The organism is Providencia sp. PROV200 (genome assembly GCF_049901995.1).
Lineage (GTDB): Bacteria > Pseudomonadota > Gammaproteobacteria > Enterobacterales > Enterobacteriaceae > Providencia > Providencia rettgeri_E.
Genome location: NZ_CP096308.1, coordinates 39,698 through 53,209, shown reverse-complemented (window position 1 = coordinate 53,209; position 13,512 = coordinate 39,698). Strand labels below are relative to the sequence as shown.

9 protein-coding genes and 4 pseudogenes are annotated in these 13,512 nt (G+C 52.3%); 6 read left to right on the top strand and 7 right to left on the bottom strand.

Going from position 1 to position 13,512, the window contains the following annotated elements; all coding sequences use genetic code 11:
• The first annotated feature begins 19 nt into the window (after window positions 1-19).
• Window positions 20-457 carry a hypothetical protein gene (locus M1E86_RS20005; RefSeq protein WP_000030933.1) on the top strand — a complete coding sequence of 146 codons (438 nt, stop codon included), beginning with the start codon at window positions 20-22 and terminating at the stop codon, window positions 455-457.
• A gap of 84 nt (window positions 458-541) precedes the next feature.
• On the opposite strand, the gene M1E86_RS20000 is transcribed toward M1E86_RS20005, so the two are convergent.
• Window positions 542-1,246, bottom strand: coding sequence for an IS6-like element IS1006 family transposase (locus M1E86_RS20000; protein WP_001067784.1), 705 nt, complete (start codon window positions 1,244-1,246; stop codon window positions 542-544).
• A 63-nt stretch (window positions 1,247-1,309) separates the two neighbouring features.
• Between M1E86_RS20000 and M1E86_RS19995 the strand changes: the two are divergent.
• The 4 genes and pseudogenes from M1E86_RS19995 to M1E86_RS19980 all read left to right on the top strand — a co-directional run.
• Window positions 1,310-3,160 (top strand): annotated as a pseudogene (locus tag M1E86_RS19995) (transposase); the annotation flags it as partial.
• Between the two features lie 342 nt (window positions 3,161-3,502).
• On the top strand, window positions 3,503-4,717 hold the full coding sequence (gene floR / locus M1E86_RS19990; protein ID WP_000214122.1) for a chloramphenicol/florfenicol efflux MFS transporter FloR: 1,215 nt from the start codon (window positions 3,503-3,505) through the stop codon (window positions 4,715-4,717).
• A 27-nt stretch (window positions 4,718-4,744) separates the two neighbouring features.
• Window positions 4,745-5,050, top strand: a complete 306-nt coding sequence (locus M1E86_RS19985) for a LysR family transcriptional regulator (RefSeq protein ID WP_001255015.1) — start codon at window positions 4,745-4,747, stop codon at window positions 5,048-5,050.
• 111 nt (window positions 5,051-5,161) lie between these two features.
• A pseudogene (locus M1E86_RS19980) lies at window positions 5,162-5,566 on the top strand (IS91 family transposase); the annotation flags it as partial.
• A gap of 106 nt (window positions 5,567-5,672) precedes the next feature.
• On the opposite strand, the gene M1E86_RS19975 reads toward M1E86_RS19980, so the two are convergent.
• From M1E86_RS19975 to sul2, 3 genes are read right to left on the bottom strand one after another with little or no spacing between them, the layout of a single operon-like run.
• Window positions 5,673-6,509, bottom strand: a complete 837-nt coding sequence (locus tag M1E86_RS19975) for an aminoglycoside O-phosphotransferase APH(6)-Id (protein ID WP_000480968.1) — start codon at window positions 6,507-6,509, stop codon at window positions 5,673-5,675.
• On the bottom strand, window positions 6,509-7,312 hold the full coding sequence (gene aph(3'')-Ib / locus M1E86_RS19970; protein ID WP_001082319.1) for an aminoglycoside O-phosphotransferase APH(3'')-Ib: 804 nt from the start codon (window positions 7,310-7,312) through the stop codon (window positions 6,509-6,511). The genes M1E86_RS19975 and aph(3'')-Ib overlap by 1 nt, the downstream gene beginning before the upstream one ends.
• 60 nt (window positions 7,313-7,372) lie before the next feature.
• Window positions 7,373-8,188: a sulfonamide-resistant dihydropteroate synthase Sul2 gene (gene sul2 / locus M1E86_RS19965; RefSeq protein ID WP_001043260.1), complete on the bottom strand. Its 816-nt coding sequence runs from the start codon at window positions 8,186-8,188 to the stop codon at window positions 7,373-7,375.
• A 329-nt stretch (window positions 8,189-8,517) separates the two neighbouring features.
• Between sul2 and M1E86_RS19960 the strand changes: the two are divergent.
• Window positions 8,518-8,622 (top strand): annotated as a pseudogene (locus M1E86_RS19960) (Arm DNA-binding domain-containing protein); the annotation flags it as partial.
• 253 nt (window positions 8,623-8,875) lie between these two features.
• On the opposite strand, the gene M1E86_RS19955 reads toward M1E86_RS19960, so the two are convergent.
• The 3 genes and pseudogenes from M1E86_RS19955 to M1E86_RS19945 all read right to left on the bottom strand — a co-directional run bounded on the left by M1E86_RS19955 (window position 8,876) and on the right by M1E86_RS19945 (window position 13,455).
• Window positions 8,876-9,880 carry an IS110-like element IS5075 family transposase gene (locus M1E86_RS19955; protein ID WP_000427619.1) on the bottom strand — a complete coding sequence of 335 codons (1,005 nt, stop codon included), beginning with the start codon at window positions 9,878-9,880 and terminating at the stop codon, window positions 8,876-8,878.
• 78 nt (window positions 9,881-9,958) lie between these two features.
• A pseudogene (locus M1E86_RS19950) lies at window positions 9,959-12,709 on the bottom strand (Tn3 family transposase); the annotation flags it as partial.
• Window positions 12,710-12,750: 41 nt separating this feature from the next.
• Window positions 12,751-13,455: an IS6-like element IS26 family transposase gene (locus M1E86_RS19945; RefSeq protein WP_001067855.1), complete on the bottom strand. Its 705-nt coding sequence runs from the start codon at window positions 13,453-13,455 to the stop codon at window positions 12,751-12,753.
• Window positions 13,456-13,512: the final 57 nt, after the last annotated feature.

Sequence of the window (13,512 nt, the reverse complement as noted above, 5' to 3'; positions counted from 1 at the left end):
AACCATAAAAGACTTTTTAATGAGTAAAGATGATCATGATAAATTTGTATTATTCCTGATAGTTGTAGGCTTTATCGTGTTAGTTGTTTGCGGTCTTGCGTGGCAGGGAGCAGGCATCTTTAACTTGCCTTTCACAGTGATGCTATGGACTATCATTAGATTAATTATCGTGGTATCGCTTGTATTTATTACTGGAAAATTCGGTCTATCAAGAGAGTTTACTTTCCCCGCAGCAGCAGTAGGTTTAGCTTTTAGTTTATTCCCTGTCCTTGATCATATTGCGTTAGGTTATTCTGCTAAAAATTTCTATGAAACCACTAATTTTATGGGGCAAACGGTTCGGGAATTTGGTGCCAGTAAAATTACGGTCTGGTGGGGTTCGATTTATGCCAAAATAGCCTATGCTAGCCTTGCAGGTTTAATTGGATATGGTGTTAAGGTCGCCACTGATGATTAAAAAAGAAAAACCAACTTGAAGTTGGTTTTTTTGGCACTGTTGCAAATAGAGATTTGAGTCGATGATGTTCCCTTTAAAAAGTACTTAGAGACCGAAAACCCTGTTGATTAGACACACTTCACCCTGAGGCTGACCATAATAAAATGACGATGCTTGTCCTTTACGTAGTGCACGCATGACTTCAATACCTTTAATTGTGGCATAAGCCGTCTTCATAGATTTGAATCCTAATGTGGCCCTGATGATCCGCTTTAGCTTGCCATGATCACATTCAATCACGTTATTTTTATACTTAATCTGCCTGTGCTCAAGGTCTGGTGGACATTTACCTTCCCGTTTTAACCGTGATAAAGCACGTCCATATGTGGGTGCTTTATCCGTGTTGATCACTTGTGGAATTTGCCACTTCTTCACATTATTTAAAATTTTTCCAAGAAAACAATATGCTGATTTGGTATTACGTCTAGAAGAAAGATAAAAATCAATGGTATCGCCACGTTGATCGACTGCACGATACAGATAAGACCATCGTCCATTCACTTTTACATAGGTTTCATCAATATGCCACGAGCTCAGATCTGTAGGATTACGCCAATACCAGCGTAAACGTTTTTCTATTTCAGGAGCATAACGTTGAACCCAACGGTAAATAGTCGTGTGATCAACATTCACACCCCGTTCGGCCAGCATTTCCTGCAGTTCACGATAGCTAATGCCATATTTACAATACCAGCGCACAGCCCAAAGAATGATTTCGCCCTGAAAATGCCGACCATGGAAAGGATTCATATGCTGCACCTTTAGCTAAAACAGTCTTCAGCTTACCATTCGTGGTTATTTGCAACAGTGCCATATATTGATAGTCATCACCTTAAGGTCGCAAATTCAATCAGAAAGCTTTTTATGGCTATTGATATTGTCTATGACAAAGAAACGTCGGTTATTGGACAGCAGATGACTACAAGTAGGAATGATCTTAAGGGTAAGGGTAAGCTCGATACTAAAGATCTAAGAGTAATATACCCATCTGAGAAAAACTACATTGTGAAGGAAGGCATTGTTAATTCGCAACGCTTCGAGTTCCATATGTACAATCGGGTATCCAATAATCTAGAAAATGGCCTTTTTTACTCGTCAGAAAGTGAGCAAAATAAACGACTAGAAGATGATTTAATAGAGCTTAGGGAATGGAATGAGAATAAATCAAGTTTGATAGAAAAAACAGGGCTTGAACGACTGATTAGCCCAATAGAGCAGACTTTAGCTAATTTAGATATAGATTTTAATACAAAGCTGAGTCATGTTAGCCTCAACATAAATTCAGATGCGAATGACTTTGTCAAAAAGCAGCCACAGTCAAATCGGTTACAATGGAGTTTAGCCAGTAAAAAGTGGAAGACCAGCATTGATAATCCGATTTACCGGCAAATAAAAAACACTGGAATAATTGATATCATGAAGTTTGTGAACAATGAAACGGGTTTTTTGTCTGTTTTTAATGCTGTCTCATCCAGAAAAAACACTCTAGAAGCCGATAATAATGATCTTCTTGCTTGTATCTTTGGTAACGGTGCAAACTATGGAGTTCACCGAATAGCGTCTGCGTCAGACCGAAGTATTGGCATACTACGTGACGTCAATGATATGTTTATTCGACCAGATACGACTGAAAAAGCCAATACAGTCATCTCGGATGCTATTGCTGACCTTTCTATTTTTAACTATTGGACGATAAACGAAAAATCACCATTTGGAAGTGTAGATGGGCAAAAGCATACTTGCCGAATCAATACATTCAAAGCACGTTTTTCAGCTAAATACTTTAGAAAGGGAAAAGGGGTTTCCGCAATGACTCTTGTATCTAATCATGTTCCATTAGCAACGACGATCATTTCACCTAACGAGTATGAAGGTCATTTTGCATTTGACCTGTTGTACAATAATGCCAGTGAAATACAACCAAAATCACTCGCAACAGATAATCATGGTATCAATAACGTCAATTTTGCAATATTGGATATATTTGGGTATCAATTTTCCCCACGTTATGCAAAATTCAAAAAAATATTTGATGGTTTGTTTGAAGTGGAACTGGAAGATGAGCAATTAATGATTAGGCTTAAAAAACAGTTTAACTTTAATCTCATTATGCAAGAATGGGAATGCATACAGCACATTATTTGTTCTTTAAGTCGAAAAACAACAGTGCAAAGTACAGTAATAAAAAAATTATCTAATTCAAAACGTAATAATAAGACATTAGCTGCACTTAGAGAATATGATCGAATCATCAAATGCATTTACATTCTCGATTATGTTGATAATAAAACGCTAAGACAATTTGTTCAGCAGGCCCTGAACAGAGGGGAAGCTTATCATCAGTTGAGAAGAGCCATTGCATCTGTTAATGGAAATCAATTCCGAGGTGGGGATGATTATCAAATAGATCAATGGAATGACTGTGCAAGATTAATAGCAAATTGCGTTATTTACTATAATTCAGCACTATTATCAGGCTTAGTTGATAAATTCGAAAAAGAAAATAATCAAAAAGCCATTGATATTCTGACTAATCTGTCACCAGTAGCATGGGGGCACATCCTGCTAGGCGGTAATTATTCGTTTGAAGATAAGGCAGCTATCACAAATTTAAATAACCTTTTAGACGATGTCGACTTACTAAGTGATGATGACGAGATTTGATACTAAAACGTTATCAATCGCGTAAGTGAAGATAAAAAAAAGTATTCGTTTTATTCTGTCTAAATGAATGCTTTTTTATTTTAAATTCAATTAGATAATTATGATTGGTGGGAAGTTTGGGTGAAATGGGCGCAAAACCCCATTGCGAAGCAAAAGATAATCGGATAAAATGTAGCAATTCATATTCGTAAGCGTGGAGTAATCAGATGGGAAATTCCAAGTCAGCAGACAAGTAAGCCGCAACAACCAGTATTGTTGTTGCGGCGCTCTGTAAGGCTAGTCTCATCTGATTGCTGACGAGCAGACGTCGCCCGGTATTCCTTAATCGAGGGTTGATTCGTCATGACCACCACACGCCCCGCGTGGGCCTATACGCTGCCGGCAGCACTGCTGCTGATGGCTCCTTTCGACATCCTCGCTTCACTGGCGATGGATATTTATCTCCCTGTCGTTCCAGCGATGCCCGGCATCCTGAACACGACGCCCGCTATGATCCAACTCACGTTGAGCCTCTATATGGTGATGCTCGGCGTGGGCCAGGTGATTTTTGGTCCGCTCTCAGACAGAATCGGGCGACGGCCAATTCTACTTGCGGGCGCAACGGCTTTCGTCATTGCGTCTCTGGGAGCAGCTTGGTCTTCAACTGCACCGGCCTTTGTCGCTTTCCGTCTACTTCAAGCAGTGGGCGCGTCGGCCATGCTGGTGGCGACGTTCGCGACGGTTCGCGACGTTTATGCCAACCGTCCTGAGGGTGTCGTCATCTACGGCCTTTTCAGTTCGATGCTGGCGTTCGTGCCTGCGCTCGGCCCTATCGCCGGAGTATTGATCGGCGAGTTCTTGGGATGGCAGGCGATATTCATTACTTTGGCTATACTGGCGATGCTCGCACTCCTAAATGCGGGTTTCAGGTGGCACGAAACCCGCCCTCTGGATCAAGTCAAGACGCGCCGATCTGTCTTGCCGATCTTCGCGAGTCCGGCTTTTTGGGTTTACACTGTCGGCTTTAGCGCCGGTATGGGCACCTACTTCGTCTTCTTCTCGACGGCTCCCCGTGTGCTCATAGGCCAAGCGGAATATTCCGAGATCGGATTCAGCTTTGCCTTCGCCACTGTCGCGCTTGTAATGATCGTGACAACCCGTTTCGCGAAGTCCTTTGTCGCCAGATGGGGCATCGCAGGATGCGTGGCGCGTGGGATGGCGTTGCTTGTTTGCGGAGCGGTCCTGTTGGGGATCGGCGAACTTTACGGCTCGCCGTCATTCCTCACCTTCATCCTACCGATGTGGGTTGTCGCGGTCGGTATTGTCTTCACGGTGTCCGTTACCGCGAACGGCGCTTTGGCAGAGTTCGACGACATCGCGGGATCAGCGGTCGCGTTCTACTTCTGCGTTCAAAGCCTGATAGTCAGCATTGTCGGGACATTGGCGGTGGCACTTTTAAACGGTGACACAGCGTGGCCCGTGATCTGTTACGCCACGGCGATGGCGGTACTGGTTTCGTTGGGGCTGGTGCTCCTTCGGCTCCGTGGGGCTGCCACCGAGAAGTCGCCAGTCGTCTAACCGACGACTGGTAGCAGGCCCGCTCCGATGCGGCGCACTAACCATCGAAACCTCGTGAATGTCGGTATCCTGTCTGGCAGGATACCGCTCATTTCCCTTGTTCAGTTCATCGCCGTCGCCGAGCATCTGAATTTTCGGCATGCGGCCAAGGCACTTGGTATCAGCCAGTCGAGCGTCAGCGCGCGTGTGAAAGCGCTGGAGGATAACCTTGGTGTCCTGCTATTTGAGCGCCATGCGCGGGGCGTTCGGCTAACAGACGCAGGCAGGCACTTCATGGAGCGTGTCACGGCGGGTGTCGATCAACTCGATCACGCAGTGAAGACCGCGGAGTGACGGGCACTGGCTGGCAATGTCTAGCAACGGCAGGCATTTCGGCTGAGGGTAAAAGAACTTTCCGCTAAGCGATAGACTGTATGTAAACACAGTATTGCAAGGACGCGGAACATGCCTCATGTGGCGGCCAGGACGGCCAGCCGGGATCGGGATACTGGTCGTTACCAGAGCCACCGACCCGAGCAAACCCTTCTCTATCAGATCGTTGACGAGTATTACCCGGCATTCGCTGCGCTTATGGCAGAGCAGGGAAAGGAATTGCCGGGCTATGTGCAACGGGAATTTGAAGAATTTCTCCAATGCGGGCGGCTGGAGCATGGCTTTCTACGGGTTCGCTGCGAGTCTTGCCACGCCGAGCACCTGGTCGCTTTCAGCTGTAAGCGTCGCGGTTTCTGCCCGAGCTGTGGGGCGCGGCGGATGGCCGAAAGTGCCGCCTTGCTGGTTGATGAAGTACTGCCTGAACAACCCATGCGTCAGTGGGTGTTGAGCTTCCCGTTTCAGCTGCGTTTCCTGTTTGGGGTCGTTTGCGGGAAGGGGCGGAATCCTACGCTAAGGCTTTGGCCAGCGATATTCTCCGGTGAGATTGATGTGTTCCCAGGGGATAGGAGAAGTCGCTTGATATCTAGTATGACGTCTGTCGCACCTGCTTGATCGCGGCCGCGATAGCTAGATCGCGTTGCTCCTCTTCTCCATCCGCGTTCCAAGCTGCGGAAAGGCACCCATAAGCGTACGCCTGGTCGAGCAGGCGACGCGGATCGACGTCCAGCGCACGAGAGAATGCGTCCGCCATCTGTGCAATGCGTCTAGGATCGAGACAAAGGTCGTCTCTGTCAGCCGGATCGTAGAACATATTGGCGGCGCCAAAGCCCACTTCACCGACCAGACCGACGGGATCTATCACCAGCCAGCCGCGACTGGAGAACATGATGTTTTCATGATGCAGATCGCCATGTAGCCCACGCAGTTCCGAGGCATTGCTCATCATTTGATCGGCTATAATCGCCGCGTGGACGTAGTCAGTTTGACAACCTGCGTTTTGATCATCGCGCGCCCGCTGAAACAAAGCTGCAAAGCGATCCCGGATCGGGAGAAGGGCAGAAGGCAGGGGTTCCTCAGATGCGGCATACAGCTTCGCCATTAGTTCCGCTGCAATTTCGGTCGCCTGGTAGTCGCCGTGCTCGGCAACGATGTGAGAGAGCATTCGCTCCCCGGCATATTCGAGCAACATCAGATTGTTCTCACGACCGAGCAACCGGACTGCTCCCCTCCCATTGCGCCATACCAGATAGTCGGCCCCGCGCAGTTCATCAGCAATGTCTTCTATAGGTTTCAATCCCTTGACGATTGCAGGAGTCCCGTCTGGCAATGAAACTTTCCAAACGAGGCTGGAAAAGGTGTCCGCAATGAGAACAGGTTGCGAAACGTGCCAATGAGCAGGAAAAACAGGCGGCATGAACATCAACCCCAAGTCAGAGGGTCCAATCGCAGATAGAAGGCAAGGCGTTCGCGGTCGGGGGCTTCGATCCCCAATACATTGAATAGGACAGCGAAGGCGCGCTCTGCTTCATCTGGCGCTGCCCAGTTCTCTTCGGCGTTAGCAATCATGAGTGCCAAATCGGCATAGCGATCTGCTGTTCCGAGCCGCCCAAGGTCGATCAGACCCGTGCATTGAAGAGTTTTAGGGTCCACCATGAAGTTCGGCATGCAGGGATCACCATGGCAAACAACCATATCGGTGCGCTCTTGGTCGAGCCGCACCGGTAGCTCTCGTTCGACACGAGCCAAAAGATCGAGCTGCGGCGTACTCTTGTCCTCGTCCGGTAAGAAGTCGGGATTGACGGCATTGCGGGACACCACATCAACGGCGCGTCCGAACATTCGCGACAGCCTGCGCTCAAACGGACATTGATCAACCGATAGGCTGTGAACAGCGCCAAGTTGCTGCCCCATTGACGGCCACGCTTTGAGCAAATCCGCTCCAGACAGATCAGCCGCCGGTACTCCCGGAATTGCCGTTATCACCAAGCATGCACCCTCCTGTTCCTCCTGCCAGTTGATGACCTCGGGGCAAGCCACACCTCGACCTTTGAGCCAAATGAGGCGGTCACGCTCTCCAGCGAGCTCACCGCGGCGGGAAGCAGGTGCGATTTTCGCGAAGGCATGCCCGTCACCACGTCGAAAAACAAAATCACCAGATTCTCCGCCTCTGACAGGCAACCAGTCAGAATGCGATTCACCAAAAAAAATATTAGTTCGATTCAATGGAGGTTCCTTCAGTTTTCTGATGAAGCGCGAATATAGAGAAATATCCCGAATGTGCAGTTAACGAATTCTTGCGGTTTCTTTCAGCGCCGCCAATACCGCCAGCCCGTCGCGCAAGGGGCGCGGCTCGTGTGTGCGGATGAAGTCAGCTCCACCTGCGGCGGCGGCAAGCTCTGCAGCGAGTGTCGCGGCCCCGACATCCCCCGGACCACGGCCTGTGAGCGCGCGCAGAAAGGATTTGCGCGAAACAGACAGAAGCACCGGCAAATCGAAGCGCAGCCGCAATTCATCGAACCGCGCCAGCACCGAGAGCGAGGTTTCGGGAGCAGCCCCCAGAAAAAACCCCATGCCGGGATCAAGGACAAGGCGGTTGCGTTTGATACCGGCACCCGTCAGCGCCGCGATGCGCGCGTCAAAGAACGCCGCAATGTGATCCATGATGTCGCCAGCGGGTGCCTCGCGCCGATCTGCCTGCCCGTCTTGCACCGAATGCATAACGACGAGTTTGGCAGATGATTTCGCCAATTGCGGATAGAACGCAGCGTCTGGAAAACCGCGAATATCATTGAGATAGGCCACACCACGCGACAAGGCATAGGCTTGCGTCGCGGGTTGATAACTGTCGAGCGAGACGGGAATGCCATCTGCCTTGAGCGCGTCCAGCACCGGCGCGATACGCGCGATTTCTGTGTCGGACGAAACAGGCGCGGCGTCGGGATTGCTGGATGCCGGACCGAGGTCGATCACATCTGCCCCCTCGGCCATCAGCTTACGCGCCTGCGCAATGGCTGCGTCTGGCGCCAGATACCGGCCTCCATCGGAGAAACTGTCCGAGGTTATGTTGACGATGCCGAAAATGATGAGCGATTTATTCATGGGGGCTTCTATAATAATAATAATCGAGCATGAGTCTCATACGGATGCTCGGGTCGAAAGGGAATCCCCAGGCGAGTAACCTGTTTGCGGTGATCCATTAGCTGCAGGAGCAGAATAGCATACATCTGGAAGCAAAGCCAGGAAAGCGGCCTATGGAGCTGTGCGGCAGCGCTCAGTAGGCAATTTTTCAAAATATTGTTAAGCCTTTTCTGAGCATGGTATTTTTCATGGTATTACCAATTAGCAGGAAAATAAGCCATTGAATATAAAAGATAAAAATGTCTTGTTTACAATAGAGTGGGTATCGGAGACGAAGAAGGACAAGGTACATGCTGACCGATACCAAGCTGCGCAATCTCAAGCCCAGGGACAAACTCTACAAAGTGAATGACCGGGAAGGTCTCTATGTGGGGGTCGCCTCAGAAAACGGAATCTATGGTCACTCCCGTTTTTGCAACACCGATTTTGACGACAAGTTGGCTTGCTTGAATCTATCCGGCGTCTGAATGGGATTTTATTCCCGCGCCTCGATGAGTTCCGCGCCTGATGAACCTCCAGAAAATATACGGCTTCAATGAGCCTTTCCGTTTTACAGGTTCCTCAACAGGCCGGTGGGCCGTTAGTATCATCAATATCAGTATTCGCAAAACCAGATGAATGATTGTTTAAACTGGTGTATTTCTGCCTTTATGCTTCGTAAGTTTGCTGTCGCGCCGTCAGTGCCCAGGCTATTCTGGCCAGCTTGTTTGCCAGAGCACAGGTGACGACAAAGTTGCTTTTCCGACACAACAACTCCCTGACCCAGTCGGCCAACTTGCCAGACTGGTGTTCCAGTTTTTGTATGAATACCCTGGCACACTGAACCAACAAAGTTCGGATCTTTTTGTTGCCCCGCTTGCTAATCCCTAACAATGTCGTCCGACCTCCCGTGCTGTACTGTCGGGGTACCAGCCCTGTTGCCGCCGCAAAGTCACGGCTGCTGGCGTACTGCTTCCCGTCGCCAATCTCAGTTGAAATAGTACTGGCAGTCAGCGTTCCAACGCAGGGAATACTCAGCAAGCGCTGTCCAACCTCATCTTCGTCCAACTTTCGTTTCAACTGAGATTCCAGATCTTTAATCTGCTCAACAAGATAGTGATAATGCTGTTGTAATTTCAGCAGTAACTGGCTGAGATAAAGAGGCAAACTACTGTCCTCAAGAAGGGTACTCAGTCGACTAATAACGGCAGCACCTCGCGGAACGCTGATACCAAATTCCAGCAGAAAAGCATGCATCTGATTAGTTGTTTTCACCTTATCCTGAACCAGGGATTCACGGACACGATGCAGAGCTCGCATTGCCTGCTGAGATTCGGTTCTGGGCTGCACGAAACGCATAGATGGACGTGATGCTGCTTCACAGATAGCTTCAGCATCAACGAAGTCATTTTTGTTGCTTTTAACGAATGGGCGGACAAATTGCGGTGATATCAGCTTTGGAAAATGCCCTAACTCTTCCAGCTTGCGTGCCATAAAGTGAGAACCGCCACAGGCTTCCATCGCGATGGTTGTTGCCGGGCATGTCGCCAGAAATTCGATTAGCTTTGGTCGGGTGAATTTTTTACGGTAAACGGCCTTCCCACGATGATCCTGACAATGAATATGGAAAGAGTTCTTACCCAGATCGATACCAATAAGCGCAATGTTTTCCATGATGGTTCTCCGAATGAAAGCCTGTCCTCAGCATAGTACTGGGAAGGAGGGAGTGACCATCTCATTAAATAAAGCACGCTAAGCCGGTTGCAGCGGTCGTAGCGGCCTGAACTTGCCCGCGCCGATCTTGGCGCTGCTGCGCCAGAGGTAATCGCCGGTGAGGTTGATGTGCTCCCAACCGAGCGGCGACAGGTACTGCAACAGCGCGTCATCAACGGCATGGCCGTTGCCACGCAGCGCGTGCGCAGCCCGTTCCAGATAGACCGTGTTCCACAACACGACGGCAGCCGTTACCAGATTGAGGCCGCTAGCCCGGTAGCGCTGCTGCTCGAAACTGCGGTCGCGGATTTCACCCAGGCGGTTGAAAAACACTGCCCTGGCCAGCGCATTGCGCGCCTCGCCCTTGTTCAGGCCGGCATGCACGCGGCGGCGCAGTTCCACGCTTTGCAGCCAGTCCAGGATGAACAGCGTGCGCTCGATGCGGCCCAGCTCGCGGAGCGCCACGGCCAGGCCGTTCTGGCGTGGGTAGCTGCCGAGCTTTCGGAGCATCAGGGAGGCCGTCACCGTGCCCTGCTTGATCGAGGTGGCCAGCCGCAGGATTTCGTCCCAATGGGCGCGGACGTGCTTGATGTTGAGCGTGCCGCCGATCATGGGTTTCAGCGCGTCATAGGCGGCGTCGCCCTTCGGGATGTAGAGCTTGGTGTCGCCCAGGTCGCGGATGCGCGGCGCGAAGCGGAAGCCCAGGAGGTGCATCAGGGCGAAGACGTGATCGGTGAAGCCCGCCGTGTCGGTGTAATGCTCCTCGATCCGCAAGTCGGACTCGTGGTACAGCAGGCCGTCGAGCACGTAGGTCGAATCGCGCACGCCGACGTTCACGACCTTGGTGTGAAATGGCGCGTACTGGTCAGAAATGTGGGTGTAGAACGTCCGCCCTGGGCTGCTCCCGTATTTCGGGTTGATGTGGCCGGTGCTCTCGGCCTTGCTGCCGGTGCGGAAGTTCTGGCCGTCCGACGATGAGGTGGTGCCGTCGCCCCAGTGCTCGGCGAAGGGATGGCGGAACTGTGCGTTGACCAGATCGGCCAGCGCCGCCCCGTAGGTTTCGTCGCGGATGTGCCAGGCTTGCAGCCAAGCCAGCTTGGCGTAGGTCGTGCCGGGGCAAGACTCCGCCATCTTGGTCAGGCCCAGGTTGATCGCGTCGGCGAGGATCGTGGTCAGCAACAGGTTCTTGTCTTTGGCCGGGTCGCCCGATTTCAGATGCGCGAAATGCCGAGTGAAGCCCGTCCATTCGTCCACCTCCAGCAGCAGTTCGGTGATCTTGACGTGCGGCAGGATCATTGCCGTCTGGTCGATCAGCGCTTGGGCGGTGTCGGGTACCGCCGCGTCGAGCGGCGTGATCTTCAAGCCTGACTCGGTGATGATGGCGTCCGGCAGCTCGTTGGCCGTCGCCATACGGTTGACGGTGGCAAGCTGTGTTTCCAGCAGCGTCAGCCGGTCGTTCAGGTACCGGTTGCAGTCGGTGGCCACGGCCAGCGGCAATTCGCTGGCCTGCTTGAGGCTGGCGAATTTCGCGGGCGGCACCAGGTAGTCCTCGAAGTCCTTGAACTGGCGCGACCCCTGCACCCAGATGTCGCCGGAACGCAACGCGTTCTTCATCTCCGACAGCGCGCACAGTTCGTAGTAGCGCCGGTCGATGCCGGTGTCGGTCATGACCAGCTTCTGCCAGCGCGGCTTGATGAACTCGGTCGGCGCGTCGGCGGGCACCTTGCGGGCGTTGTCGCTGTTCATGCCGCGCAGCACCTCGATGGCGTCGAGCACGTCCTTCGCGGCGGGAGCGGCCCGCAGCTTGAGCACGGCAAGGAATTCCGGCGCGTAGCGGCGCAGCGTGGCGTAGCTTTCGCCGATGCGGTGCAGGAAATCGAAGTCCTCGGGCTGCGCAAGCTTCTGCGCTTCGGTGACGCTCTCGGCGAAGGCATCCCAGGACATGACGGCCTCGATGGCGGCGAACGGATCGCGGCCCGCCTGCTTGGCCTCGATCAGCGCCTGGCCGATGCGGCCGAACAGCCGCACCTTGGCGTTGATCGCCTTGCCGGACGCCTGGAATTGCTGCTGATGCTTGTTCTTGGCGGCGTTGAACAGCTTGCCCAGGATGCGGTCGTGCAGGTCGATGATTTCGTCGGTGACGGTGGCCATGCCCTCGATGGCAAGCGCCACCAGGGTGGCATAGCGTCGCTGCGCCTCGAACTTGGCCAGGTCGGCGGGCGTCATCTGGCCACCCTCACGGGCGATCTTGAGCAGGCGGTTCTGGTGCACCGACCGCTCGATGCCAGAAGGCAGGTCGAGCGCCTGCCACGCTTTGAGGCGTTCGATGTGTTCCAGCATGTGCCGCGAATTCGGTTTGACGGGCGATTGGCGCAGCCAGGCCAGCCAGGTCGTTTTGCCGTTGTCCCGACGCTTGAGCAGATCGTCGAGGCGGCGGCGATGCGCGTCCGACAGCGGTTCGGCCAAGGCATCGTAGATGCGCCGGTTGGCGCGGGTGATTGCTTCGGCGCTCGCCCGCTCGACGGCGTTGAGGGCAGGCAGAATGACCGACTGCTGCCGCAGGTGCTCGATCAAGGTGCTGGCCAGCACGATGCCCTTGTCGGTCTGCAAGGCCATCTCGGTCAGCAACTGGACGGCCTGCCGGTAGTGGCCCATGGTAAAGGGCTGGAAGCCGAACACCGTTTGCAGTTCGACCAGGTGCTCGCGCCGGGTCTGCTCCCGCTGCCCGTATTCGTCCCAGCTTTCGACGCTGACCTTGAGCTGGTCGGCGACCAGTTTCGGCACTGTTGCAAAGTTAGCGATGAGGCAGCCTTTTGTCTTATTCAAAGGCCTTACATTTCAAAAACTCTGCTTACCAGGCGCATTTCGCCCAGGGGATCACCATAATAAAATGCTGAGGCCTGGCCTTTGCGTAGTGCACGCATCACCTCAATACCTTTGATGGTGGCGTAAGCCGTCTTCATGGATTTAAATCCCAGCGTGGCGCCGATTATCCGTTTCAGTTTGCCATGATCGCATTCAATCACGTTGTTCCGGTACTTAATCTGTCGGTGTTCAACGTCAGACGGGCACCGGCCTTCGCGTTTGAGCAGAGCAAGCGCGCGACCATAGGCGGGCGCTTTATCCGTGTTGATGAATCGCGGGATCTGCCACTTCTTCACGTTGTTGAGGATTTTACCTAGAAACCGGTATGCAGCTTTGCTGTTACGACGGGAGGAGAGATAAAAATCGACAGTGCGGCCCCGGCTGTCGACGGCCCGGTACAGATACGCCCAGCGGCCATTGACCTTCACGTAGGTTTCATCCATGTGCCACGGGCAAAGATCGGAAGGGTTACGCCAGTACCAGCGCAGCCGTTTTTCCATTTCAGGCGCATAACGCTGAACCCAGCGGTAAATCGTGGAGTGATCGACATTCACTCCGCGTTCAGCCAGCATCTCCTGCAGCTCACGGTAACTGATGCCGTATTTGCAGTACCAGCGTACGGCCCACAGAATGATGTCACGCTGAAAATGCCGGCCTTTGAATGGGTTCATGTGCAGCTCCATCAGCAAAAGGGGATGATAAGTTTATCACCACCGACTATTTGCAAC